Genomic DNA, 25,573 nt, shown 5'->3' with positions numbered 1-25,573 from the left:
CTAACAACAAAAGGAAGAGATCATGAATTTCGCGCAGCAGCCAGATGACGAACAGGCAAGATTATGGAACGACCCTGCCGGACGTGGCTGGGTCGAGGCACGGGACGTGCTCGAGGAGATGTTCAAGCCCTTCGAGGATTTGCTGGTCCAGGTGGTGTCCGAGGCCGCAGCGAGCTGCGTGCTCGACGTCGGCTGCGGCACGGGCGCCACGACGCTCGCCGTCGCCCGGGCATTCGGCACCAAGGGATACTGCACGGGCATCGACCTCTCGGAACCGATGATCGCCGTGGCACGCGCCCGAGCGGCGCTGGACGGCCAACCTGCAAATTTCATCTGCGCCGACGCCCAAACACACGCCTTCGCGCCCGCAAGTTTCGACATGATCATTTCGCGCCTCGGCGTCATGTTCTTTGCCGACCCCGTGCAGGCGTTCGCCAATCTGCGCCAGGCGGCACGGCCTGACGCGAGGCTGCGCTTCATCGCCTGGCGGGGCGCGGCGGAAAATCTATTCATGACGACGGCCGAGCGGGCGGCAAAGCCGCTGCTGCCCGACCTTCCCGCGCGTCGACCCGAAGGGCCGGGGCAGTTCGCCTTCGCCGACCGGCGCCGGATCGAGACCATTTTGGAGGCGAGTGGTTGGACAGCGATCGACATCCGGCCGATCGATGTCGTCTGCAGCTTTCAAAAGACGGAACTCGCCCGCTACCTCGGCTGGCTTGGACCGGTCGGCCTGTTCCTTCAGGGGGCGGATGAAGGCACTCGTGCACGGGTGATCGAGACCGTCAGCATTGCCTTCGAGCCCTATACATGCGGGCCAGCGGTTTCCTTCACCGCGGCTTGCTGGATGGTGGCAGCGCAGGCTCCAACGGATGCCATGCATGACTGAAGCGGCAGATTATCTGATATCAGCGGTGCTGATCGGGACGGGTGCGACCGTCGTGATGGACATCTGGACGATGATCCGGCAGCGGCTGCTTGGCATTCCGTCGCTGGATTATGGTCTGGTGGGCCGCTGGCTCGGCCACCTTGCACGCGGACGCCTGCGCCACGACCGGATTGCCGCGTCGCCGCCTTTGCGGGGCGAGCGACTGATCGGCTGGTCAGCGCATTACCTGATCGGGATTGTGTTTGCCGGCGTGCTGCTTGCGTTCTTCGGCCTCGATTGGGCGCGCGATCCGACAATCGGCCCGGCACTGTTGGTCGGGCTCGGCAGCGTGGCCGCGCCGTTCCTGGTGATGCAGCCCGCCATGGGTTTCGGCATTGTCGCGAGTCGCACGTCGCATCCGGCAGCCGCCCGGCTGCACAGTCTCGTCACGCATGCGGTGTTTGGCGGCGGTCTCTATGCCGGCGGCTGGCTTACGCACATGGTGCTACGGTGAATCGCATTGGCCTACGCCTCCCGCTGCCGCAGCAAATCCTCCAGATCCAGCCGCTTGGTGAACATCGCGAGCGAGCCGTCGGGCGCGCGGGGCCATTCTTCTTTCGGCCGGTCGCGATAGAGTTCGACGCCGTTCTGGTCGGGGTCGCGCAAATAGAGCGCCTCGCTGACGCCGTGGTCGCTGGCACCGTCGAGCTCGATGCCGGCCTGGATCACGCGGTACAGCGCATCCGCTAGCGCCGCGCGGGTGGGATAGAGAATGGCGGTGTGAAACAGGCCGGTGGTGCCCGGCGGCGGCGGATGGCCGCCTTTGCTTTCCCAGGTGTTGAGACCGATGTGATGGTGATAACCGCCGGCCGAAATGAACGCGGCGCCAGAACCCATCCGCTGCATCACCTCGAAGCCGAGCACGCCGCAATAGAAGCCGAGCGCGCGGTCGAGATCGGCGACCTTGAGATGGACATGCCCGATCCGCGTGCCGGCGACGATGGGTGGGGATTGGGGCATGTGCTTCTCCGCTTTGGAAGTATCCGTGCCCCGGATGCTGCGCAGCGCGTCCGGGATCGCGCTTTGCGCGACTCCGGCGGTGCGCTGCGAAGCCGGGGTCCACGTTGAGTGCCGGCATGGGTCCCGGCTCTGCGGAGCAGCGCCATAGCGCGTCGAAGACGCGCGTGAACGCGCTTGTGGCGCTGCACCGCGTCCGGGACACGTAGGCGCGGACTCTCGTCACACAAGATCCGATACCTCGCCGTTCGGCAGCCCGAACTCAAACGTGTTCAGCGTCATCGACACCATCGTGTAATAGCCGCACAGCCCGATCACCTCGACAATCCCGCGTTCGGTGAGCACTTTTACCGCTTCGTCATACAGCGCTTGCGACACGCCGTGGCCCTCATGCAGCGACTTGGCGAGATCATAGATCATCTGGCCCTTGGGGTCATCGAAGGTGGGCGTGCGACGGTCGCGGATGTCCTCGATGATTTTCGGGTCCATGCCGCCCTTCAGCGCCAGGCGCTTGTGCGCATACCATTCGTAATGCGACGTCCAGTGCCGCGCAGTGACGAGAATGGCAATCTCGGAAAGCTTTGCCGGAAAGATCGTGTTGAAACGCAGCTGCTCGCCAAGCCGCGTGGCGTGCCGCGCCATCTCCGGACTGTTGAGCCACGCCATCATCGGTGCCGGCGGAGCGCCGCGCTTGCCGGCGATGGCCTCGTCGTAGGTTTCTTTCTGGTCGGCGCTCATTTCGCCAGGCGAAAGCAACTTCAGCCGCATGCCGGTTTCCTCTTGTTTTTCCATCGTTATCGCCTAGCGCATACACCCGATCGGGCAGCGTGACTACCGACTGAGCGGCATGGGCTGATGTCAGACATATGTTGAATTCCGCAACGCGAGGGCTAAGGTCGCTTCCAAACATTCCCACATGGAAACGCCGACATGTCCGATCTGGAAACATTCCGCCGTGAAACCCGCGCCTGGCTGGAGGCCAATTGTCCGCCGGAAATGCGACGGCCGATGACCTCTGAAAGCGATACCTACTGGGGCGGTCGCAACGCCAAATTCTCCTCCGAGCCGCAGCGCATCTGGTTTGAGCGGATGCGCGACAGGGGCTGGACCGTGCCGGATTGGCCGAAGGAATATGGTGGCGGAGGGCTGGAGCCCGCCGAGCACAAGGTGCTGCGCGAAGAAATGGCGGCGATGGGCGCGCGCTCTCCGCTCCCGAGCTTCGGCATCTGGATGCTTGGGCCGGCGCTGCTGAAATACGGCACCGAGGCGCAGAAGAAAGAGCACCTGCCCAAGATCGCCGCCGGCCTGATCCGCTGGTGCCAGGGCTATTCCGAGCCGAACGCCGGCTCGGACCTCGCCTCGCTGCAAACCCGCGCCGATAGCGACGGCGACGATTACATCATTAACGGCCAGAAGATCTGGACGTCGTATGCGAACTACGCCGACTGGATTTTCTGTCTGGTGCGCACCGATCCCACGGCGAAGAAGCATGACGGCATCAGCTTCATCCTGTTCGACATGGCCTCGAAGGGCGTGTCGACCAAGCCCATTCTTCTGATCTCCGGCTATTCGCCGTTTTGCGAAACCTTCTTCGACAATGTGCGGGTGCCGAAATCGCATGTGGTGGGCCAGGTCAACCGCGGCTGGGATGTTGCAAAATATCTGCTGCAGCATGAGCGGGCGATGATCTCAGGCACTGGAGAGCGCGGCGTCGGCCGTCCGCTCGGGCAGGTCGCCGCCGACTCCGTCGGCAGCGATGATTCCGGTCGGCTCGACGATGCGATGCTGCGCAGCCAGGTTGCGGCGTTCGACATCGACGAGGCGGCGTTTGCGGCTGTGGCCGAACGCGCGATCGATCTGGCGAAAGCCGGGCAGTCGCATCCGGCGTTCTCCTCGGCGATGAAATATTACGGTACCGAGCTCAACAAGCGCCGCCACGAGATCCTGATGTCGGCTGGCGGCATCGACGCGCTGGAATGGGAAAGCGAGCGCTCCAGAGGCGGCGCCCGCCCGCGCGCCTGGCTGCGCACCAAGGCCAACTCGATCGAGGGTGGCACCAGCGAGGTGATGCTCGGCATCGTCGCCAAGCGCATCCTCGATCTGCCGGGGGCGTGAGCCGAGCTGGCATTCCGGGGCGACGCGGAGCGTCGAACTATGGTGCGCAATTGCGCACCTGAGAATCTCGAGGTTCCGGGTTCGCGTCTTCGACGCACTCCGGAACGACGTCCCAAGAAATCACGCATCGTTTCTGAAACGGATATCCTTCAATGCCCCTCGTCCTCACCGAAGAACAATCCATGCTGCGCGACAGCGCGCGCGGCCTTATCAGCGACAAGGCACCGGTGTCGCATCTGCGCAGCTTGCGCGACAGCAAGGACGAAACGGGCTTTTCCCGCGAGCTCTGGAAGGCGTTCGCCGAGATGGGTTTTTCCGGGTTGCTCGTGCCGGAGAATTTCGGCGGCAGCGGGCTCGGCTGCGTCGAGGCCGGCGTGGTGATGGAGGAAATCGGCCGCACCTTGATGCCGTCGCCGTTCCTGTCGACTGCGGTGCTGGCGGTGTCGGCACTGTCGCGCGGTGGAAGTGACGCGCAAAAGTCCGCACATCTGCCGAAGATTGCCGATGGATCGCTGCTGGCGGCGCTCGCGATCGATGAAGGCGCAAAACATCGCCCGCTGCAGATCAATTTGCAGGCGGTGCGCTCCGGCAACGGCTTCAAGCTGAACGGCGCCAAGGCGCTGGTGGTCGACGGCCACACGGCCGATCTCCTGATCGTCGCGGCGCGCACCGGCGGCGCGGCCGGCGAACGCGATGGGCTGACGCTGTTCCTGGTCGATCCCAAAGCCAAGGGAATTGCGATCGAACGCACGGCGATGGTCGATGCGCATAACGCTGCACGGATCGAATTCAGCAATGTCGAGGTCAATGCCGATCAGGTGCTCGGCGAGGTCGACCAGGGCGGCGCGTTATTGGAGGGCGTGCTCAATATCGGCCGTGGCGCGGTAGCTTCCGAAATGGTCGGCCTGAGCGAAGAGGTGTTCGGCCGCACCGTCACCTATCTGAAAGAGCGCAAGCAGTTCGGCAAACTGATCGGCGAATTCCAGGCGCTGCAGCACCGCGCCTCCCAGCTCTATATCGACATCGAGATCACCCGCGCGGCCGTTCTGAAGGCGCTGCAGACCCTCGACGGCGATTTCGAGCACGCCGGCGCGGCAGTCGCGGTCGCCAAGGCACGCGCCGGCACCACGGCGACGCTGGCGGTGCAGGAGGGCGTGCAGATGCACGGCGGCATGGGCATGACCGACCAGTTCGACATCGGCTTCTTCATGAAGCGCGCCCGTGTCTGCCAGGAATTGTTCGGCGACAGCAATTACCACGCCGATCAGTTGGCGCGGATGAAAGGGTACTGATAGTTAGCAGTCATTCCGGGGCGTGCGAAGCGCCCCCACACACGGTGTCGTCACCCGCGAAGGCGCGAATGCGGACGATCCAGTACGCCGCGGCCTCTCGTTAGTCACCGACGTCTCTGGAATACTGGATCGCCCGGTCCCAGTGCGCAATTGCGCACAAGGCCGGGCGACGACAGTAGTGGGTGTGGCTAAAAGGCCGTCACCGTATCGGCGGGGCGTACTGAATCCCGCCGTTGCTCCACAGCGAATTCAGGCCGCGCGGGATCTTCAGCTTCGATCCTTCGCCGACATTGCGCTCGTAAACCTCGCCGTAATTGCCGACATGGCGGATGACGCGGGCGGCCCAGTCCTTGGACAGGCCGAGATCTTCGCCATAGGCGCCTTCGGTGCCGACCAGCCGCATCACGTCGGGCTTCTTCGACTTCAGCGCCTCGTCGATGTTCTTCGAGGTGATGCCGAGTTCCTCGGCGTTGATCATCGCATACAGCGTCCACTTCACGAGCATCATCCAGTCGTCGTCGCGCTGGCGCACCACGGGCGCGAGCGGCTCCTTGGAGATGACGTCGGGCAGGATGACATGGTCGCTCGGCTGGATCAGGTTCAGCCGGAGTGCGTAGAGCTGGGAGACGTCGGCGGTGAAGGTGTCGCACTTGCCGGACTCATACGCTTTGAGCACATCTTCCAGCCTGGGAAACTTCATCTCGGTGTATTTCATGTTGTTGGCGCGGAAATAGTCGGCGGCGTTGAGCAACGTTGTCGTCCCCTCCTGCACGCAAACCTTGCTGTTGTTGAGGTCCAGCGCGGAATCGATGTTGCGCGAGCGCGGCAGCATGAAGCCCTGGCCGTCATAATAGGCGACCGCCGGGAAATAGAGGGCGTAGTTGCTCTCGCGCGACATGCTCCAGGTCGTGTTGCGAGAGAGGATGTCGACCTTACGGCTCTGCAGCTCCTTGAAGCGTTCGTTGGCATCGAGGGCCACGAATTTCGCCTTCTTGGGATCATCGAAGATCGCCGCGGCGACTGCGCGACAGAAATCGACGTCGAAGCCGGTCCAGTCGCCCTTGTCGTCGGGGATCGAGAAGCCGGGCAGGCCCTTGTTGACGCCGCACAGCACGTCGCCGCGGCGGATGGTCCGCTTCAGGGTCTTGGTGTCGTAACGCTCATAGGTGATCGCGCCAGCCGCAATCGCGATTGCGACCGCCAGCCCAATGAGGAGGCCGCCTCGAAATGTCCGTAGCATTTTTTTTGAACTCACTAAGTCGGGGGGAATGGATCGGCGGGAGAAGCGGCGTCGCAATTAAAGTTCCGGCTTCTGCCGCACGATCACCTTGGTGCCCACGGGCACGCGCTCATAGAGATCGGCGACGTCGGCGTTGACCAGTCGGAAGCAGCCGGAGGAGACTGCGGTGCCGATGGTGTCGGGCCGGTTGGTGCCGTGGATGCGGTAGACAGTGGTGCCGAGATACATCGCGCGCGCGCCGAGTGGATTGCCGGGGCCGCCGGCCATGAAGCGCGGCAGATAGGGCTGGCGCGCGATCATCTCCGGTGGCGGCGTCCAGTCCGGCCATTCCGCCTTGCGGGTGATATTGAGCAGCCCCTGCCATTGAAATCCTTCGCGGCCAACGCCGATGCCGTAACGCAACGCGCGGCCATTGCCCTGCACCAGATAGAGGTGGCGATCCTGCGTCGAGATGATGATGGTGCCCGGCGGTTCGTTGGTGCGATAGAGCACCGCGGTCTTCCTGAACTGCGGATCCAGCTCGACGGCTTCGTCGGGAAGCAGACCGGGCTGGTCGCCGACATCGGGCTGCCGCATCTGCGCCTGGCTCTGCGAGGCCGAAAGGATCAAACCGCCGGCGGCGATCACCATCCAGATCAGGTGCCGAAAATATTTCATCGCAGAAATTCTCCTTGCTGGCGCGGTGGCCAAATGGTGGGCAAATCAGCGGAACATCAAATCTCAGGGCCGGCTTGATGGCAAGTTTAGGGCGAATGCGGCGGATGCGTGACTGAAATGTCGTCCATTTTCGTCGTCCACCAAATTCATGGGATATCTTGCCTGCCTTATTTCGGCGCGATCCACAGCCGCAGGCAGAACGAAATCAGCGCGACGGTGCCGACGCCGCCGAGCCAGAGCGCGGCAAACCACAGCAAGCGCTGCATGAGAGGGCGAGGGGCCGGCTCGTTGGGCTTCAATGGTATCCACTCTCGGGTTTGACCTTGCCGCGGAACACCCAATAGGCCCAGGCGGTATAGCCGAGGATCAGCGGGATCAGCCCGGCGACGCCGACCAGCATGAAGAGCTGGCTGTTTTCCGGCGCCGCCGCCTGCCAGATCGTGATGCTCTGCGGCACGATATAGGGATACATGCTGATGCCGAGGCCGGCATAGGACAGCGCGAACAACGCCAGCGTCAGGAAGAACGGCTGGTAGTCGTATTTGTTGGCGAGACTGCGCAGCAACAGGGCGGTGACTACGGCAACCGAAATCGGTACCTGCGCCGTCATGAGGACGTTCGGCCAGGCGAACCAGCGCTCGGTGTACTGTATATGGAGGAACGGCGTCGCGATGCTGACCGCGGCGATGGCCCCGAGCATCGCGAGCAACAGTACCCAGCTCAGGTGATAGGCGCGGTCGCGCAACTCGCCTTCCGTCTTCATGACCAGCCATGTCGCCCCTAACAGCGCATAGCCGATCACCAGCGCCACGCCGGTCAGGATGCTGAACGGCGTCAGCCAGTCCCACCAGCCGCCGGCATAGTGCCGCCCCTCGACATGCACGCCCTGCAGGATGGCGCCGAGCGCAATGCCCTGCGCCAGCGTCGCCAGCAACGACCCGCCGAAAAAGGCGATATCCCACTTGTTCCGCTCCTTTGTCGTACGCCACCGGAATTCAAAGGCGACGCCGCGGAATACGAGGCCGAGCAGCATCGCAATCATCGGCGTGTACAACGCCGGCATCAGCACGGCATAGGCCAGCGGGAAGGCCGCCATCAGGCCGCCGCCGCCGAGCACCAGCCAGGTTTCGTTGCCGTCCCACACCGGGGCGACGCTGTTCATGATGACGTCGCGGTCGCGCTTCTCCGGAAACAGCGGAAACAGAATGCCGAGGCCGAGATCGAAGCCGTCCATCACGACATAGACGAACACGGCAAAGGCGATGATGAAAGCCCAGACGGTGGCGAGGTCGACCGCGATGTTCATGAGCCGACCCCCTGGGCAGCCGGCGTGATGCCGGCGGTGCGGATCGGTGCCTCGTGCGACGGTCCCTCTTCGCCCGGATGCGGCGGCGCTGCCGTCAGGCGCAGCAGGTAGATCACGCCGGCGGCGAACACCACGAAATAAACGATGATGAAGGCGATCAGCGAGGAGGCGACGGCCGGCGCTGCCAGCGGCGAGGCGGATTCAACCGTGCGCAGCAATCCATAGACCGTGAACGGCTGGCGGCCGACTTCGGTGGTGATCCAGCCCGCGAGCACGGCGATGAAGCCCGCAGGGGCCATTGCGACCGCGAACTTGTGCAACAGCCGGGAATCGTAGAGCTTGCCCTGAATACGCATCAACAGGCTGAACAAGCCAAGCGCCAGCATGAGCAATCCCATGCCGACCATGATCCGGAACGACCAGAACGTGATCGCCACCGGCGGCCAGTTTTCGCGCGGTACCGTGTCGAGGCCGGCCATAGGCGCGTCGGTCGAGTGCTTTAGAATCAGCGAACCGAGCTTCGGCACTTCGACGGCGTAGTCGACCCTGCCGGCGCTCTGATTGGGCAGACCGAACAGGATCAGGGGCGCGCCGTCCTTGTGGCTCTTGAAGTGGCCTTCCATCGCCATGATCTTCACCGGCTGGTGCTCCAGCGTGTTGAGCCCGTGCTGATCCCCGGCGATGATCTGAATCGGCGCCACCAGCGTCGCCATCCACATCGCCATCGAAAACATCACGCGCGGGCCGGCGAGGTGCCGATCGCGCAACAGGTGCCAGGCACCGACCGCGCCGACCACCAGCGCCGTGGTCAGATACGCCGCCAGTACCATGTGCACGAGACGGTATGGGAACGACGGATTGAAGATCACTTTCAGCCAGTCGGCGGCGATGAACTGACCGGCCTCATTGACGGTGTGGCCGGCCGGCGTCTGCATCCAGGAATTGGCCGACAGAATCCAGAACGCCGAAATCAGCGTGCCGATCGCGACCATCAGCGTCGCCAGAAAATGCAGTTTTGGTCCGACGCGGTTCAGGCCGAACAGCATCACGCCGAGGAAACCCGCTTCGAGGAAGAATGCGGTGAGCACCTCATAGGCCATCAGCGGGCCGATCACCGGTCCGGTCTTGTCGGAAAAGGCCGACCAGTTGGTGCCGAACTGGTAGGACATCACGATGCCCGACACCACGCCCATCGCGAAGGCGACGGCGAAGATTTTCAGCCAATAATTGAACAGGTTGATGTAGACCTCGCGCCCGGTCGCGAGCCACAGCGCTTCGAGCACGGCGAGATAGCTGGCGAGCCCGATCGAGAAGGCGGGAAATATGATGTGGAAAGACATCGTGAATGCGAACTGCGCCCGGGCCAATACGACCGCATCCCAGCCTTCGAACATCGACACCACCCGTCGCTAGTTTTGTCGGGCGCGATCCTTTGAAAACTGGATGACAGTTTTTTGGAGATCGCGCCCGGACCCGGCGCGGAGCCTAGCACGCCGGGTGCGACGATAGTACCCGCGCGCGCTGCGCGGATCGGCATTTCAGCTATTCGCGTTCAGGAGCCCGGCGACCGTCCGCTCGATCTGTTCGTATGGGCCCTCGTCATCGTGCTGGAATACGATCGTGCATGACCCACAACCTGCGGCGAGCTTCATGTCCGCGGCGTCACGTATTCGTGAGGCACGTTCAAGTGGTTCGCTATTTCGGCCTTCAATGCACGTGCCCGTTGGGCATTGGCGATTGGCGGAGATTTGATTTCCCGGCCTGAGTAGAGCTCTAGCCGGATATAATAGGAGATGCCGGAATCGTCTGATTCACTGTCGACCTTGATTAAGGCTATCTCCCCGCTTCTGACGAACTCGACTTCCTGGCGGTCGTATATCCAGGCCTTGTCAATTTGTATTTCATTGTTTCGGATGGTCCAGCGTACCTTGCTGCTCAAAAGAACGTTCCAAATCAACACGCCGCAGAAGAAAATAGCAACCAACAATTTGCCGGCATTACTCCATGTCCTCGCGCCAGGTTCGGCAGCAAATTCATACGCTAGGCAGGCGACAAAGAAGATTGCCCCTACACTGATGCAAAGCCGCAGCCAGGTCGGCAAGCGATCCTCAATCTGAATTTCCGGCAGCTCGACTTGTTCAACGCTCATGATGGCCGATTATTCTCGTTCGGTGAACTCGCCGCAAGATTGTGTCGATCGCCTTCCAAAAACAGAGCGACCCGGCTGGGGGGCATCCCGGCCGGGTCGTTGGAGATTGCTTGGGGGGTCTACAACTTGGGAGGTGAGGGGAAGTTCAGCGGGGGGTCTCGCTGTCGTAGGAGATCACACAGACCTCCTTGGGACTCTTGGTGCTGCAATCGACCACCTGTTCGCGTACGAACGTCGAACCGGTGTCGCGCTGAGCGCGAGGCTGAACGTTCTGGGCCGACAGGGTGGCCAGGGTTGCGACGGCGCCGAGCGGGACGATGAAAAAGCGGAAGGACGGCTTCAGCATGTTCGCTCTCCTGTTCGGCGTTGGCGTTTAAGTCGGTGGTGATCGGTATAGGGGGTGAGTTTTTCCGGGTGATGTCGTGAAATGTTTCATTTGTTTCGTTGGAAGTAATCTTTGTCCGTCGAAACTGCCCCGTTTTTCTGTCCCTATCTCCAATCTAATCGTTTGAAATCGCTTGTCTTTAGGCGGCGATGCTGTCCACGCCGGCGCCCTTAAGCAACTCGGCCAATTGTTTGCGGGCATAGAACATGCGTGTCTTCACCGTGCTCTGGGGGATGCCGATGATCGCGCCGGCCTCTTCCACCGACTTCTCGTGGTAGTAGACCAAGTTGATGATCTCGCGATGCGCCGGCGACAGCTTGGCGACGCAGGCCCGCAGGATGGCGCTGGTGTTGCTGCGGTCAAGCGAGGCTTCCGGCGTGTCGGCCGCGTCGGCGATCTCCAGCACGTCTTCCTGCTCGATGTCCTCATGCTTGCGCTGGCGCAGCGCGGTCAGTGCCTTGAAGCGGGCGATCGACAGCAGCCAGGTCGAAACCTGCGAGCGGCCCTCGAACTGGGCAGCGGTCCGCCACACATCGAGGAACACCTGGCTGACGAGGTCTTCGGCCATCGTGGTGTCGCGCACCATGCGCAGCACGAAGCGGTAAACCCGGACGTTATGGCGGGAGTAAAGCACATGCATCGCCGTGCGGTCGCCCTTGGCAATACTCTGCAGCAGCGTTTCGTCGGATGTCGCGCGGGCGGCGGCAATCGACTTCTTGGCTGCGGCGTTGATGGCGATGACGTTCGACATGACAGGCTCCCATTGCGCCACGAGGTGCGGCGTTCCGTTGGGAGAATTGTTAATGAGCCTCCGTTTCGGGATGTCTGCTCGAAGAAGGGAAAATGGTTTCGTGCGGGAGAGAATTGTTTCGTCGCAGGGCCCGCGATGAAACATTCGGGGACAAAATGCCAGTAATTTCAATATGCGGAAAATTGGAAGATTTCAGATGCTGAATAGTTCCGCGCAGGCACAATCTTGGGGTCGTCGCTGCGAACGCAGGGACCCATAACCACAAGGCGTTATTGTCTGGAAAGGATATCTACCCCAGCGGGTCAAATAACCGCCGCGGCGTATGGGTCCCTGCGAAACGCAGGGACGACAAAGAAAGCTAACCCTTTTCGCCGGTCGGCGAGAACAGGTAGCCGCCGCCTCGGATGGTGCGGATCACGGCGGGCTTGGTGGGATCGATTTCGATCTTGCGGCGGATACGCATGATGCGAAGGTCGACGGCGCGGTCGAAGGCTTCGGCGTCGCGCGCATTGGCCAACTCCAACAGCCGCTCGCGCGACAACACCCGCTTCGGATTCGCCGCGAACACTTTCAAGAGGCCGAATTCGGAGGCCGTCAGCGGATGCTCGTTGCCTTCGTCGTCGCGTAGCGCCTGGGCCTCGAGGTCGAGCCATTTGGTGCCGAACCGCACCAGTTGTTCCTTCTCCGCCTTGGCCGCCGCGGGCTCGGGCGTCGCCGCCTTGGGCGGCGTGCTGCGGCGAAGCACGGAACGGATGCGCGCCATCAGCTCGCGCAGCTCGCAGGGCTTTGCGATGTAGTCGTCGGCGCCGAGTTCGAGGCCGACGACGCGGTCGATCGGGCTGGCGGTCGCCGTCAGCATGATGACGGGGACGTTGATGCGGCTCTTGAGGTCGCGAATGATCGAAAGCCCGTCTTCCTCGGGCATGTTGAGGTCGAGCACGACGAGGTCGGGTACGGCGTTCTCGATCTCCTTGCGCAGGCTCTTTCCCCCGTCGCACAAGGTGACGCCGAAGCCGTGCATCTTGAGGTAATCGCCGACCATCTCGCGGGCCGGCGCCTCGTCGTCGACGATGAAGATATGCGGGCTCTGGGTCATGTCGTCTCTGTCGCAGGCAATGTAACCGTAAATGTCGATCCCTGCCCGGGTCCGGCACTTTCCGCAGTCACATGGCCGCCATGCATGTCGATAATACGTTTGACGATCGACAGACCGAGGCCGGTCGAGCTTTCGCCGGCGGTCGGCTTGGCCGAGAGCCGCTGGAAGCGGCCGAACAGCCGGCCGAGATCCTCCGGCGAAAGGCCGGCGCCCTGGTCGGCGATGCGGATCACCGTGTCGCTGCCTTCATGGCTCACAGTGACCGTGATCTTGCCGCCGATCGGCGAATATTTGATGGCGTTGCTGACGAGGTTGTCGATCGCCTCGCGGATCCGGTCGGCGTCGCACATGGTAACGATGTTCGGCGGGGCTGATACCGTGACGGCCTGCTGCTTGTTCACGGCCGAGGGCAGGTTGGAATCGGCGACCTCGGTGACGAGCGCGGCGACATCGACCGGTTCGCGGCGGATCGTGATGTCGAAGGCATCCGCCATCGCATCCGAAATCAGGTGATCGACCATCGAGGTAAGGCGTTTGGTGGCATCCCTGATGTGCTCGACCTGCGCGGTGACGTTCTCCTTCGGCGAGCCTGCGCCGATCAATTCGGTCAACATCTCGGTGCGGCCGAGGATCACGCCGAGCGGGTTCTTCAAATCGTGCGCCACGGTGCCGAGAATTTCGTTCTTGAAGCCGTTGGCGCGCTGCAGCCGCAGCCACTGCGCCGAGAGCCTGCGGTTGGCCTGCATCAGCGCGCGGGTGCGCTGGGCGACGCGGTCCTCGAGCTGGGTGTTGGCCTCATGCAGTTGGCGATAGAGGATGACGTTGTCGAACGCGATCGACAGCCGGCTGGAGAAAATCTCGACCAGCGCGCGGTCGGTGTCGGAAAGCTGGCGCTCGGCCTGCAACAGCACCACCACTTCGCGGCCGCTGCCGGTGCGCAAATAAAGCACGCTGCGGTGATCGGCGAATTCGTTCTTGCGGCGCTGGAAGGCGGCCTCCACCATTTGCCGCAAATCCGGATCTAGCGCCTTGGAGCTGGTCGTGCCGATGAACCGGCTGTAGCAGCCCGAGCCCGCCAGCACCGAGAATTCGCTCCCCGGGGCGCCGTCGTCGCGCAGCACCAGAATGCCGGCGCAGTCGACATTGAGCAGCGAGGCGAGCTGCGTCAGCACGCCCTCCGCCAGACGCTGCATCGACTTGAAATCGTACAGCGTCGAGGCGGCGTCGATGATGATTTCAAGCCCGCGTCTTGTCTGCACCATGCGCTCGAGCTGCTGGTAGCTGCGCAGCGCCGCGGTCAGCGAGGTGAACAGCTTGTCGGCCGTCAGCTCGGTCTTGGCCTTGTAGTCGTTGATGTCGTACTGGACGATGACACGGCGCTCGGGCGCCTGTCCGGGCTGGCCGGTGCGCAGGATGATGCGGACGGTTTCGTTCTTGATCTCGTTGCGGATGTATTCGACCAGCTCCAGGCCCGCGACGTCGGTCTCCATGATGACGTCGAGCAGCACGGCCGCGATGTCCGGATTGTCGCGCATCAAGATGCGGCCTTCGGCCGCGGAATAGGCCGACAGGATCTCCAGGGTCGCGCCATTGAGGCTGTAGTCGCTGAGCGCAAAGCGCGTGCCCTCGTGCACGGCGGCATCGTCGTCGATGACGGCGATTTTCCACTTGCGCGCAGACGAGTCCTCCGGAGCCATTCCGGTATCGTCGATCAGGTGGAGGACATCGTCCTGTTCGGCCATTGCGAAGTTCCGTCGGCTGCTGTCTGGTCTGTACTCGTGGATCCGCCTGTCGATCCGCCCTTGGCGACTTTCGGCATGATAATGCGGAATGTGGTGCCTTGTCCCAGTCTTGACTCCAGCATCATCCGGCCGCCGAGCTGTTGAGTGACAAGATTATAGACGATATGCAAGCCCAGTCCGGTACCGCCCTCGTTGCGGCGCGTCGTAAAGAACGGGTCGAACGCCTGCCGTTGCACGTCCGGCGTCATTCCGGCCCCGTTATCGGCAAAGATAATCTCGACATCGTCGCTGCCGCGCGCCCGGGCCGAGATCGTGATCGCGCCGGAGCGGCCATCGGCAAAGGCATGATTGGCGGCATTGAGGAAAAGATTGGTTAATATCTGGCCGTAGGAGCCGGGATAACCGTCAATGACCAGCCCCTCCGGCACCTCGACCGACAGCGTGATCGCCGCTTTCTTCAACACCGGCCTTAAGCTCGCGACGATCTGGTCGGTGGCCTCGCTCAGGTTGAATTGCCGGCGCTCGGCGTGCGAGCGGTCGACCGCCACTTGCTTGAACGACTGGATCAGCTCGCCGGCGCGATGCAGGTTCGCCACCAGTTGCCCTGCTGCGTCGCGCGAGCTCTTGACGAATTCGTCGAGCTTGGAGCGGCGGAGCGGCTCGGTCCGCAACTCGGATTCGAAGGTTTCAGCCCGGCGCGCAAAGCTCGACGCCACCGTGAGGCTGATGCCGATCGGGTTGTTCACTTCATGGGCGACGCCGGCGACCAGCCCGCCCAACGCCGCCAGCCGCTCGGCGTCGATCAGGTTCTGCTGCGCGGTGTTGAGCTCGAGCAATGCGCTCTCCGCTCTTTCCTTCGAGGTGCGCAGTTCGTCCTCGGTCTTGCGCTTGGCGATGGCGTTCTCGCGGAAGACGTCCACCGCACGCGCCATGGCGCCGACCTCGTCTCTCGCGGTGGTGCCCTGTACGCGGCGATCGTAATTGCCCGACGTGATTGCATGCATCGCCGCCAGGATCTGCTGCAGCGGCAGGCGGATCGAGAGCGCGATCAACACGCCGGCGGAAAGGATGATGCCGAGGAACATCACGGCGATCGACAGCACCCGGCGCGAGATGCCTGACAGCGTCTTGTCAAAAGTCTCCTGCGCCTTTTGCTCGCGCTGGCGCATCTTGTCCGATAGTTCGTCGATGACCGCAATGGCCTCGGCTTGGCTGGCATCGATGGTGTTGCGCAACAGTTCGGTCCGGACCGCGAGTTGTTCGGTCAGTTTGGCCATGCCCTCGCGCAGTGCCACCGTCCGCGCCTGCAGTCGCGTCAGCGCCATGCGCTGCAGATCGTTGTCGGCCAGATCGGTCATCACGGGGATCGTCTTCTCGATCGTCTCGGTATTCCTGCGGGCGTCCTCGGCGGAGCCTGAGGCGGGCGACAGGTAATAGGCGTTGGCGGCGACCAGCATGGCCGTAAACGCCTCGCGCGATCTGCCGAGCGCGGGCCAGATCTGCGCGTCGCGATGCCCGGTGGCGCCTTCGATGACCGAATACAGCCCGGCCATTTCGCGGGCCGGTCCCAGCACCTGCTGCTCATAGGTTTTGGTGATGGTGGCCTGCACGGCGCGCAATTCGCCGAAACCGTTGAGGAAGCGGTCGGTGACCTGTTCGAGCCGCTCGACCGACCCTGATAGCATCGGGTCGTTCGAGGCGCGCGTTGTGAGCGTGCCCAGTAGGGCCTCTCGCAGCAGCAGGATCTCGGCGAACAGGTCAGGGCTTGGCTGGTTGATGTATCGATGAATCAGGTTCTGCAGCCGGCTGGTTTCGCTTTCGAGGTGCGCCAGGATCTTGTCGGACTCCCGCACCTGCCGGACATCGTCCCATGCAGAGCCCAGCACGTTGGCGCCGTTCCAGATCAGGATGGCGAGCACCATGACGACGGCGGAGTTCAATCCCGCGATCGACAGAATGCGCCATCGGATCGGCACCGCGCGGAGCCATTGGACGACGCGAAAGCGCCCGCGCGCGGCGAAGCTCGCCGGCCGTTCCGCTGGTCGCTGCTGTTGCGGCGCGCCGGTCAAATCCACTCCACTCTGCGAAGGCGCCCGACCAATAACGGCGCCACCGTCCCGATCAATGCAACGTTGGTACGGTGGAGATCGATCGCACCGGTCCAGGTCTGTCCGGGACGGTCCCGTTCCGCGCCGGATTGGCGGGAATGGAACATTTCGATCCAATGCCTGTCGTTTCGGGGATCGGCGGAAGGAAATCCGCGCGCAAAAACGCCCGTTGAGACCGCCGCAAGCAACAGCGCGACAACAAGCACCAAGATCCGCGAAAGGTTGGCGCGGCGAGACACAGGCGACAAATCCCCTTAGAGATGAAGTCTGCAGCGGGAAGAAAAAGGTTCAACGCAATTTTAGCAGAATTTGCCGATGCTTGGCTATTGTTAGCATGGCGGGACGGGGGCTAGCCTGGGGTTATCCGGATAGGCCGGTTACAATCTTCAATTGTGCATTGCAGTGATGTCGGCGGATTGAAACCGCGGTCGCGGGGATTTATGAGGGCGCGGCGAACGGGTACATCGCTCGCGCGGCAGAGCAGGGTGATCACCGGTGAAATCGGCCTTGAGGTCCTTGCAATTCGCAGCGCTCGCCGCCATGGCGCTTGCGTCCCCCGCCCACGCCGCCACGGAGATCATGTGGTGGCACGCGATGTCGGGGGAACTCGGCAAGCAGCTCGAAAAGCTGGCGGCCGATTTCAATGCGTCGCAGTCTGACTACCGGATCGTGCCGACCTACAAGGGCAACTACACCGCCACGGTGACGGCGGCGATCTTCGCGTTCCGATCGCGAAGCCAGCCGGCCATCGTTCAGGTCAACGAGATCGCCACCGCAACCATGATGGCGGCAAAAGGCGCGATCTATCCGGTGTTCGAATTGATGCGCGACCAGTCGGAGCCGTTCTCGCCAGAGGCGTATCTGCCGGCCGTCACCGGCTACTATTCCGATGTCGCCGGCAACATGCTCTCGTTTCCGTTCAACGTGTCGACCCCGATCCTCTACTACAACAAGGATCTGTTCCGCGCCGCGGGCCTCGACCCTGAGGTGGCGCCGAAGACCTGGGCCGAGGTCGGCGCGGCGGCGAAGCGCCTGCGTGCGGCCGGCTCGCCCTGCGGGCTCACCACATCCTGGCCGTCCTGGGTCCATGTCGAGAATTTTTCTGCCTTCCACAATCTGGCGCTGGCAACCCGGGGCAATGGCTTCAGCGGACTCGATGCCGAGCTGACCTTCAACAATCCGGACGCGGTTCGGCACATCGCGCAACTCGCGGAATGGCAGGCGACGAAAGTTTTCGACTATAGCGGCCGCGGGGAATCGGCCGAGCCGCGCTTTCAAAAGGGCGAATGCGCCATCTTCATCGGCTCTTCCGGGACACGCGCCGACATCAAGGCCAATTCCAAATTCGAGGTCGGCTACGGCATGATCCCGTACCGGCTCGACATCGCCGGCGCCCCGCAAAACTCGATCATCGGCGGCGCCACGCTATGGGTGCTGCGCGACCGGTCGCGCGCCGAATACACCGGCGTTGCGCGGTTCTTCGCCTATCTCTCCAGATCTGAGGTTCAGGCCGCCTGGCACCAGAACACCGGCTACTTGCCGATCACCCGCGCCGCCTTCGATCTCACCCGCGCGCAGGGCTTCTACGATCGCAATCCGGGTGCTGCGATCGGAATCGAGCAGATGACCTTGAAGCCGCCGACCGAGAATTCGAAGGGAATCCGGCTTGGCTCCTTTGTGCTGATCCGCGACGCCATCGAGGACGAGCTGGAGCACGTCTTCAGCGGCAAGCGCACTGCGCAGGCAGCACTCGACGCAGCCGTCGAGCGCGGCAACCGCCTGCTGCGCCAGTTCGAACGGGCCAATCCGGATCGGTAATCTCACCGCCGTCATTGCGAGCCAACGGGTCGCGCGAATGCGCGCCCCGTTGGCTCGCAATGACGACAAACAAGGTTCAGTCGCATGACCGCATCACTACCGACACTCACGGACTACGAGCCCTTCCGCGCCTTTCGCGCCGATCCCGCGCAATGGCTGCCGATCGCGCGCGATATCGCCCGCGGCCACGGCCTGGCGTGCGCAGCGCCGCACGTCTTCTCCACCGGCACCAATCTCGTCATTGCCCTCGACGAACAACTCATCCTAAAAATCTTCCCGCCATTTCTTCGCGCCCAATTCGTGTCGGAGCGTGGCGCGCTGGCGCAGCTTTATGGACGGCTTCGCGTCGCGATCCCCGAAATCATCGCCGAAGGAGAGCGTGACGGATGGCCATATCTCGTCATCACGCGGCTGTCAGGCGTGTTGGGCGCGGATGCCTGGCCATCACTGCCGGAAGCAGACAAGGAGCGCGTGCTTGCTGAAGTCGGCGAAACCATCGCCGAGGTGCAGCGCGTCCCCGTCGGACCGCTTGGGCAGGTCGAGCCGGCCTGGGACATCTTCATGCGCGGACAGATCGAGGGATGCCACGCCCGGCACGCGCGTCTCGGATTGCCGCAGAAATTTCTCGACGGCCTAGATGATGATTTGCTGCGCGATGCGGTCTCGCTGGTCGCGCTGGACGAGCCAGCGGTGATCCTGACCGGCGAATACATCCCGGAGAACTTCCTGCTGAGCCGCAGCGGTCCGGGTTGGCATCTCGCGGGGCTGATCGATTTCGGCGACGTGATGACGGGCAGGCGCGAGTACGACCTGCTTGGCCCCAGCGCCTTCATGACCGCCGGCATGCCGCGCCGGGTGCGAAGCCTGTTCGAGGGCTTTGGATATTCAGCCGCGGATATCAATCGTGACCTGAAGCGGCGGCTGATGGTGCTGATGCTGCTGCACCGGGCCAGCGATCCGGTCAGGAAGATCTGCATCGAGGGGTGGCAGGAGAAGGCCGCGGACCTCCGCGAATTGCAGGATTTGCTCTGGCCAATCTGAGTGCCGCCCAGCAACGGGGCGCACAGAACTTTTGCATATTTTATGAGCAAATATGCATCTTTGTATGCAATCCATCGGCGTGCATATTCCGCGCGCCGATTCGCTTCGGATGCATTCGCCAGCAGTATCAATGGGTTGATGCGAAAGTAAGCTTTCCTTAAGGGTTGGCACGAACCTTGCGATTCGAGCTCCAGCCGTTTTCCCTCGGGCGTTGGAGCATCACCCATGAAGCGTCGCGATTTCCTCAAATCCGTGTCTGGGCTGGCGGCCGCCGGCGCGCTCACGCCGGCACCGGCGATCTGGTCCTCCGCCAAGGCGCAAGCGCGGTCGGAAACGCTGCTCATCGTCTCCGAAAGCGGCCCCAACAATCTCGACATTCACGGCGTCGGCACCAACGTGCCCGGCTATGAGGTGTCGTGGAATTGCTACGACCGCCTGATCAGCCATGAAATGAAAAGCGGTCCCGGCGGCGTGCCGTATTACGACCGCGACAAGTTCAAGCCCGAGCTCGCTGAAGACATGAATGTCGGCGACATGTCGGTGACTTTCAAATTGAAGAAGCACGCGAAATTCCATGACGGCGCGCCGGTGACGGCGAAGGACGTCAAATGGTCGCTGGATCGCGCCGTCAGCGTCGGCGGCTTTCCGACATTCCAGATGGGCGCGGGCTCGCTGACCAAGACCGAGCAGTTCGTCGTCGTCGACGACAGCACGGTGCGGATCGATTTCGCCAAGAAGGACCGCCTCACCATTCCCGATCTCGCGGTCATCGTGCCCTGCATCATCAATTCCGAGCTGGTGAAGAAGAACGCCACCGAGAAGGATCCATGGGGCCTCGAATATACCAAGCAGCAGACCGCGGGCTCCGGCGCCTACAAGGTGGTGAAGTGGACGGCCGGCACCGAAGTCGTCATGGAGCGCAATGATGCGTGGGCCGGCGGTCCCTTGCCGAAGGTCAAGCGCGTGATCTGGCGCATGGTGCCGCAGGCCGGCAACCGCCGCGCGCTGCTGGAGCGCGGCGACGCCGATATTTCCTACGATCTGCCGAACAAGGATTTCGTCGAGTTGAAGGACAGCGGCAAGCTCAACATCGTTTCGGTGCCGTATTCGAACGGCGTCCAGTATATCGGCATGAACGTGAAGATCGCGCCGTTCGACAACGTCAAGGTCCGCGAGGCCGTCGCCTGCGCGATTCCCTATCAGAAGATCATGGATGCGGTGCTGTTCGGCCTCGCCAAGCCGATGTTCGGCGCCGCAGCCGACAAGGCGACCGAGGTGGCCTGGCCGCAGCCGACCAAATACGTCACCGATATCGCCAAAGCCAAGGCCTTGCTGGCGGAAGCCGGCTATCCCAACGGTTTCGAAACGACGCTGTCGTTCGACCTCGGCTTCGCCGGCGTCAACGAGCCGCTCTGCATTCTGGTGCAGGAGAGCCTGGCGCAAATCGGCATCAAGACCACGATCAACAAGATTCCCGGCGCCAACTGGCGCACCGAACTGAACAAGAAGGTGCTGCCGCTCTACACCAACGTGTTCTCCGGCTGGCTCGACTATCCCGAGTATTTCTTCATCTGGTGCTACGACGGCAAGAATTCGATCTTCAACACCATGAGCTACCAGTCGAAGCCGATGGACGAATTCATCCACGGCGCCGTCGACGCCGCCGCGATCGGCAACACCGCGAAGTACGATGCCGACGTCAAAGGCTTCGTCGATCTCGCCTTCAAGGACATCCCGCGCATCCCGCTCTATCAGCCCTACGTCAACGTCGCGATGCAGAAGAACGTGTCCGGCTATCAATACTGGTTCCACCGCAGGCTGGATTACCGCACGCTGGTGAAGGCGTGATGTGGGCGAATGGCGAATAGCGAATAGGGAGTAGCGAATGGAGACGAACAGCCGCGGATATCCATTCGCTATTCGCCGTTCGCTATTCGCGCGTTCCTTGCGGAGCAAGAAGAGCGCATCATGCTGACCATGATCGGCAAGCGGCTCATGTTTGCGATTCCCTCTCTCATCGGGGTCGTGATCGTCACGTTCCTGCTGACGCGCGCGCTGCCGGGCGATCCAGCCGCCTATTTCGCCGGGCCCGCGGCGAGCAAGGAAGCGATCGAGCAGATCCGCAAGAAACTCGGCTTCGACAAGCCGCTGATCGAGCAGTTCCTCCGCTACGCCAACGATCTCGCGCATGGCGATTTCGGCACTTCGCTCACGACTGGCCAGCCGGTCGCCACCGAAATCCGCAACCGCCTGCCGGCGTCGGCCGAACTGACGCTGCTCGGCCTCATCGTCTCGATCACGATCGCGATTCCGCTCGGTGTGCTGGCCGCAACCCGCCCGGGCTCGTGGATCGATCATCTGTGCCGCGTCACCACGACGGCCGGCGTATCGCTGCCGGTGTTCTTCACGGGTCTTGTGCTGGTCTATGTGTTCTATTTCAGGCTCGGCTGGTCGCCGGCGCCGCTCGGCCGGCTCGACGTGTTCTACAGCGCGCCGCCGACCGTGACCGGTCTCTATCTCATCGACGCGCTGATCGCGCGCGAATTCGAGACATTTCGTTCGGCGCTGAGCCAGCTCATCCTGCCGGCGGCGACGCTGGCGATCTTCTCGCTGGCGCCGATTGCGCGCATGACGCGGGCCTCGATGCTGGCGGTGCTGGCCTCCGACTTCGTCCGCACCGCGCGCGCCAGCGGGTTGTCTCCCTCCACGGTGATAGTCACCTACGCGTTCCGCAACGCGATGCTGCCGGTCATCACCACGCTCAGCATGGTGTTCTCGTTTCTGCTCGGGGCCAACGTGCTGGTCGAGAAGGTGTTCGCGTGGCCCGGCATCGGTTCCTATGCGGTGGAAGCGCTGATCTCGTCGGACTTCGCGCCGGTGCAGGGTTTCGTGCTGACCATGGCGGTCATGTACGTGCTGCTCAATCTGGTCATCGACATTCTCTATGGCGTGATCGATCCGCGCGTGCGGCTTGAAGGGTGAGGTTGAAACATGAGTAGCGTCGCGCCTGCCGCTGAACCCGTTGGACCCGCGCGCACCTCGGGCCTATCGGCGACGTTCGAGCATGTCAGGTACGTGCTCGGCGAGAACCGCGTCACCGCCTTTGCTTTCGGCTTGCTCGTCATCATCCTGTTTGCCGCGATCTTCGGCCCCTACATCGTTCCCTACGATCCGCTCGCCAGCGATACCGCCGCGGCGCTGAAGCCGCCGTCGGCGGCGCACTGGTTCGGCACCGACCAATTGGGCCGCGATATCTTCAGCCGCGTCATTGTCGCCACAAGGCTCGATGCTTTCATCGCGGTCGCCTCGGTGGCGCTGGTCTTCCTGATGGGCGGACTGGCCGGCATCGCCGCCGGTTATTTCGGCGGCTGGACCGACCGCATCGTCGGGCGCATCGCCGATACCATCATGGCGTTTCCGCTGTTCGTGCTGGCAATGGGCATCGTGGCGGCACTCGGCAATACCGTGCAGAACATCATTATCGCAACCGCGATCGTGAACTTTCCGCTCTATGCCCGCGTCGCCCGCGCCGAAGCCAATGTGCGCCGCAACGCCGGCTTCGTGCAGGCGGCGCGGCTGTCAGGCAACGGCGAGATGCGGATCCTGCTGATGCACATCCTGCCCAACATCATGCCGATCATGATCGTGCAGATGTCGCTGACCATGGGCTACGCGATCCTCAACGCCGCCGGCCTCTCCTTCATTGGGCTCGGTGTGCGGCCGCCGACGGCGGAATGGGGGATCATGGTCGCGGAAGGCGCCACCTTCATGGTGTCGGGCGAATGGTGGATCGCGCTGTTCCCGGGACTGGCGCTGATGATCGCGGTGTTCTGCTTCAATTTGCTCGGCGACGGCCTGCGCGACATCGTCGATCCGCAGCGGAGGACGTGAATGGCTGATTCAAGCTTTGCTCGTCTCGGCCCCCGCAAGGGGAATGCGACAGGGGTGCTGACCGTCCTACTTTGCATGGGGTTGTTTTCGAGATTTTTGCGGAGGTCGTCATGACGGCCCAGCCTCTTCTCGACGTCCACGACCTCACCGTCGAATTCACCACCCGGCGCGGCATCGTCAAGGCGGTGCAGCACGTCAACATTTCCGTGGCCAAGGGCGAGACGCTCGGCATCGTCGGGGAGTCCGGCTCCGGCAAGTCGGTGACGTCATATGCCGTGATGCGGATCCTCGACCGCGCCGGCAGGATCGCCGACGGCTCGGTGATGTTTTCCGGCATCGATGTCAAGGCGGCGAGCGAAAACGAGATGCGCGATTTGCGCGGCCGGGAAATCTCGATGATTTTCCAAAACCCGCGCGCAGCCCTCAATCCGATCCGGAAGGTGGGCGACCAGATCGAGGACGTGCTGCGCCAGCATGTGCAGAGCGCGGCCAGCGACCGCGGCGAGAAGGCGATCGAGGCGCTGGAGCAGGTCAAGATTGCCCGCCCGCGCGAGCGTTATCATGCCTATCCGTTCGAACTTTCCGGCGGCATGTGCCAGCGCGTCGTGATCGCGCTGGCGCTAGCCTGCAATCCACAGCTTTTGATCGCGGACGAGCCGACGACGGGACTCGACGTCACCACGCAGAAGGCGGTGATGGATCTGATAGTGGAGCTGACAAAGCGCCGGCACATGTCGACGATCCTGATCACGCACGATCTAGGCCTTGCCGCCGCCTATTGCGATCGCGTGGTGGTGATGGAGAAAGGCCGCGTGGTCGAGACCGCGAAGTCCGCCAATATCTTTGCCAGGCCCGAGCACGCCTATACAAAGAAGCTGATGCGCGCGACGCCGCGGCTCGGGGTGTCGTTGCGGGATCTGCTGCCGGAGGAGGAGGTTTTAGCCTCTCCCCGCACGCCTGCTGTCATGGCCGGGCTTGACCCGGCCATCCATCACTCTTCGGAAGGCTCTTCAAAGGCGATGGACCCCCGGGTCAAGCCCGCGGGTGACGAGACCAAATCGCCCCTGCTGCTCGTCGAAAAGCTGGTCAAGGAATACCCGCGCCAGGGCGCAGGCGCGGTGCTGTCAAAGCTGTTCTCCCGCAAGCCGCCGGTGGAGGCGGAAGTCTTCCGCGCCGTTGACGGCATCAGCTTCACGGTCGGGCACGGCGAGAGCGTCGGCCTCGTCGGCGAGTCCGGCTGCGGCAAATCGACGACGTCGATGATGGTGATGCGGCTATTGGATCAGACCTCCGGGCGCATCGCCTTCGACGGGGAGGAGATCGGCGCCATACTGCCGCAGGCCTTTGCGCGGTTGCCGCTACGCAAGAGCATCCAGATGGTGTTTCAGGATCCGACCGACAGCCTCAACCCGCGCTTCACGGCGGCACGCGCCATTGCCGATCCGCTTCTGCAGCTCGGCGACGTCAAGGGGCGCGACGCGCTGCGCGCTCGCTGCGAGAAGCTCGCCGGTCTGGTCGGCCTGCCCGTCGATCTGCTCGATCGTTTCCCGCATCAATTGTCTGGCGGTCAAAAGGCCCGCGTCGGCATCGCCCGCGCAATCGCGCTGCATCCGAAACTCGTGATCCTTGACGAGCCGACGGCGGCGCTCGACGTCTCCGTGCAGGCCGTCGTGCTCAATCTGCTGCAGGATCTGAAAGCGTCGATGGGCATGAGCTATTTGTTCGTATCGCATGATCTGAATGTGGTGCGTCTGCTCTGCGATCGTGTCATCGTGATGCGCGCGGGGCGAATCGTCGAGCAGGGTCCGTCCGAACGCGTGCTCGGCGATCCGCAGGACGCCTACACCAAGGAATTGCTGACGGCGATCCCGCATCCGCCGTTGCCGGTTCACTAGAAACTAGAATGGAAGCGAAATGGCCGCCGATCCCCTGGATAATTACATCGACGCCGTCGCCAAGGCGCTGGCGCTGCCGGTCGAGGAAGCCTGGCGGCCGGCGGTGCGGGCGAACCTCGAAGTGTCGCTGAGGCTGGCGCGGCTGGTCGATGAATTCCCGCTGCCGGACGAGACCGAGCCGGCCAGCGTCTACACAGCGTGATAA

General features: G+C 62.9%; 25 protein-coding genes. 12 read left to right on the top strand and 13 right to left on the bottom strand.

Annotation, left to right across the window (positions count from 1 at the left end):
• Positions 1–22: 22 nt before the first annotated feature.
• Together CQ13_RS01720 and CQ13_RS01715 are read left to right on the top strand one after the other, a co-directional pair.
• Positions 23–886: a class I SAM-dependent methyltransferase gene (locus tag CQ13_RS01720; protein ID WP_057841272.1), complete on the top strand. Its 864-nt coding sequence runs from the start codon at positions 23–25 to the stop codon at positions 884–886.
• Entirely contained in the window at positions 879–1,379 is a 501-nt protein-coding gene (locus CQ13_RS01715) for a DUF2938 domain-containing protein (RefSeq protein WP_057841271.1), read from the top strand. The genes CQ13_RS01720 and CQ13_RS01715 overlap by 8 nt, the downstream gene beginning before the upstream one ends.
• 11 nt (positions 1,380–1,390) lie before the next feature.
• On the opposite strand, the gene CQ13_RS01710 is transcribed toward CQ13_RS01715, so the two are convergent.
• Entirely contained in the window at positions 1,391–1,885 is a 495-nt protein-coding gene (locus CQ13_RS01710; RefSeq protein ID WP_057841270.1) for a VOC family protein, read from the bottom strand.
• A gap of 219 nt (positions 1,886–2,104) precedes the next feature.
• Positions 2,105–2,650 carry a carboxymuconolactone decarboxylase family protein gene (locus CQ13_RS01705; protein WP_057841425.1) on the bottom strand — a complete coding sequence of 182 codons (546 nt, stop codon included), beginning with the start codon at positions 2,648–2,650 and terminating at the stop codon, positions 2,105–2,107.
• 162 nt (positions 2,651–2,812) lie between these two features.
• Between CQ13_RS01705 and CQ13_RS01700 the strand changes: the two genes are divergently transcribed.
• Together CQ13_RS01700 and CQ13_RS01695 are read left to right on the top strand one after the other, a co-directional pair.
• Complete coding sequence (locus tag CQ13_RS01700; RefSeq protein ID WP_057841269.1) at positions 2,813–3,997, top strand: acyl-CoA dehydrogenase family protein; 1,185 nt, start codon at positions 2,813–2,815, stop codon at positions 3,995–3,997.
• Positions 3,998–4,149: 152 nt separating this feature from the next.
• Entirely contained in the window at positions 4,150–5,289 is a 1,140-nt protein-coding gene (locus CQ13_RS01695) for an acyl-CoA dehydrogenase family protein (protein ID WP_057841268.1), read from the top strand.
• 199 nt (positions 5,290–5,488) lie between these two features.
• On the opposite strand, the gene CQ13_RS01690 is transcribed toward CQ13_RS01695, so the two are convergent.
• From CQ13_RS01690 to CQ13_RS01675, 5 genes are all read right to left on the bottom strand, one after another.
• Positions 5,489–6,529 carry an amino acid ABC transporter substrate-binding protein gene (locus tag CQ13_RS01690; RefSeq protein ID WP_057841267.1) on the bottom strand — a complete coding sequence of 347 codons (1,041 nt, stop codon included), beginning with the start codon at positions 6,527–6,529 and terminating at the stop codon, positions 5,489–5,491.
• 57 nt (positions 6,530–6,586) lie between these two features.
• A complete protein-coding gene (locus CQ13_RS01685) occupies positions 6,587–7,186 on the bottom strand; it encodes a L,D-transpeptidase (protein WP_057841266.1) in 600 nt (199 codons plus the stop codon).
• 167 nt (positions 7,187–7,353) lie between these two features.
• Positions 7,354–7,452: a DUF2474 domain-containing protein gene (locus tag CQ13_RS42415; RefSeq protein WP_197427214.1), complete on the bottom strand. Its 99-nt coding sequence runs from the start codon at positions 7,450–7,452 to the stop codon at positions 7,354–7,356.
• Between the two features lie 29 nt (positions 7,453–7,481).
• Entirely contained in the window at positions 7,482–8,492 is a 1,011-nt protein-coding gene (gene cydB, locus CQ13_RS01680; protein WP_057841265.1) for a cytochrome d ubiquinol oxidase subunit II, read from the bottom strand.
• Positions 8,489–9,886: a cytochrome ubiquinol oxidase subunit I gene (locus tag CQ13_RS01675; RefSeq protein ID WP_057841264.1), complete on the bottom strand. Its 1,398-nt coding sequence runs from the start codon at positions 9,884–9,886 to the stop codon at positions 8,489–8,491. Before CQ13_RS01675 ends, cydB begins: the two co-directional genes overlap by 4 nt.
• A gap of 60 nt (positions 9,887–9,946) precedes the next feature.
• On the opposite strand from CQ13_RS01675, the gene CQ13_RS42410 reads away from it, so the two are divergent.
• A complete protein-coding gene (locus tag CQ13_RS42410; protein WP_156433433.1) occupies positions 9,947–10,120 on the top strand; it encodes a hypothetical protein in 174 nt (57 codons plus the stop codon).
• A 20-nt stretch (positions 10,121–10,140) separates the two neighbouring features.
• On the opposite strand, the gene CQ13_RS01670 is transcribed toward CQ13_RS42410, so the two are convergent.
• From CQ13_RS01670 to CQ13_RS01645, 6 genes are all read right to left on the bottom strand, one after another.
• Positions 10,141–10,641, bottom strand: a complete 501-nt coding sequence (locus CQ13_RS01670) for a hypothetical protein (protein ID WP_057841263.1) — start codon at positions 10,639–10,641, stop codon at positions 10,141–10,143.
• A gap of 145 nt (positions 10,642–10,786) precedes the next feature.
• Positions 10,787–10,987: a hypothetical protein gene (locus CQ13_RS01665; protein ID WP_057841262.1), complete on the bottom strand. Its 201-nt coding sequence runs from the start codon at positions 10,985–10,987 to the stop codon at positions 10,787–10,789.
• Between the two features lie 178 nt (positions 10,988–11,165).
• Positions 11,166–11,777, bottom strand: coding sequence for a sigma-70 family RNA polymerase sigma factor (locus CQ13_RS01660; RefSeq protein ID WP_057841424.1), 612 nt, complete (start codon positions 11,775–11,777; stop codon positions 11,166–11,168).
• A 358-nt stretch (positions 11,778–12,135) separates the two neighbouring features.
• The gene (locus tag CQ13_RS01655) at positions 12,136–12,873 is read right to left on the bottom strand and encodes a response regulator (protein WP_057841261.1); all 738 of its coding nucleotides are present in this window, start codon (positions 12,871–12,873) and stop codon (positions 12,136–12,138) included.
• Positions 12,870–14,615 (bottom strand): ATP-binding response regulator, encoded by a 1,746-nt coding sequence (locus CQ13_RS01650; protein ID WP_057841260.1) that lies wholly within the window; start codon positions 14,613–14,615, stop codon positions 12,870–12,872. The genes CQ13_RS01655 and CQ13_RS01650 overlap by 4 nt, the downstream gene beginning before the upstream one ends.
• Positions 14,585–16,591 (bottom strand): sensor histidine kinase, encoded by a 2,007-nt coding sequence (locus tag CQ13_RS01645; RefSeq protein WP_156433450.1) that lies wholly within the window; start codon positions 16,589–16,591, stop codon positions 14,585–14,587. Before CQ13_RS01645 ends, CQ13_RS01650 begins: the two co-directional genes overlap by 31 nt.
• 639 nt (positions 16,592–17,230) lie before the next feature.
• On the opposite strand from CQ13_RS01645, the gene ugpB reads away from it, so the two are divergent.
• The 7 genes from ugpB to CQ13_RS01605 all read left to right on the top strand — a co-directional run bounded on the left by ugpB (position 17,231) and on the right by CQ13_RS01605 (position 25,570).
• On the top strand, positions 17,231–18,541 hold the full coding sequence (ugpB, locus tag CQ13_RS01635) for a sn-glycerol-3-phosphate ABC transporter substrate-binding protein UgpB (protein ID WP_283807479.1): 1,311 nt from the start codon (positions 17,231–17,233) through the stop codon (positions 18,539–18,541).
• 84 nt (positions 18,542–18,625) lie between these two features.
• Positions 18,626–19,582, top strand: a complete 957-nt coding sequence (locus tag CQ13_RS01630; RefSeq protein ID WP_057841258.1) for an aminoglycoside phosphotransferase family protein — start codon at positions 18,626–18,628, stop codon at positions 19,580–19,582.
• Between the two features lie 225 nt (positions 19,583–19,807).
• Positions 19,808–21,430 carry an ABC transporter substrate-binding protein gene (locus tag CQ13_RS01625; RefSeq protein WP_057841257.1) on the top strand — a complete coding sequence of 541 codons (1,623 nt, stop codon included), beginning with the start codon at positions 19,808–19,810 and terminating at the stop codon, positions 21,428–21,430.
• A gap of 120 nt (positions 21,431–21,550) precedes the next feature.
• Positions 21,551–22,564: an ABC transporter permease gene (locus CQ13_RS01620; protein ID WP_057841256.1), complete on the top strand. Its 1,014-nt coding sequence runs from the start codon at positions 21,551–21,553 to the stop codon at positions 22,562–22,564.
• Between the two features lie 9 nt (positions 22,565–22,573).
• A complete protein-coding gene (locus CQ13_RS01615) occupies positions 22,574–23,473 on the top strand; it encodes an ABC transporter permease (protein ID WP_057841255.1) in 900 nt (299 codons plus the stop codon).
• A gap of 110 nt (positions 23,474–23,583) precedes the next feature.
• The gene (locus tag CQ13_RS01610) at positions 23,584–25,368 is read left to right on the top strand and encodes a dipeptide ABC transporter ATP-binding protein (RefSeq protein ID WP_057841421.1); all 1,785 of its coding nucleotides are present in this window, start codon (positions 23,584–23,586) and stop codon (positions 25,366–25,368) included.
• A 19-nt stretch (positions 25,369–25,387) separates the two neighbouring features.
• On the top strand, positions 25,388–25,570 hold the full coding sequence (locus tag CQ13_RS01605; RefSeq protein ID WP_057841254.1) for a DUF4089 domain-containing protein: 183 nt from the start codon (positions 25,388–25,390) through the stop codon (positions 25,568–25,570).
• Positions 25,571–25,573: the final 3 nt, after the last annotated feature.

The organism is Bradyrhizobium retamae (genome assembly GCF_001440415.1).
GTDB lineage: Bacteria > Pseudomonadota > Alphaproteobacteria > Rhizobiales > Xanthobacteraceae > Bradyrhizobium > Bradyrhizobium retamae.
Note: the sequence above shows the minus strand (reverse complement) of the source record. Positions and strands in the feature narration are given on the sequence as shown.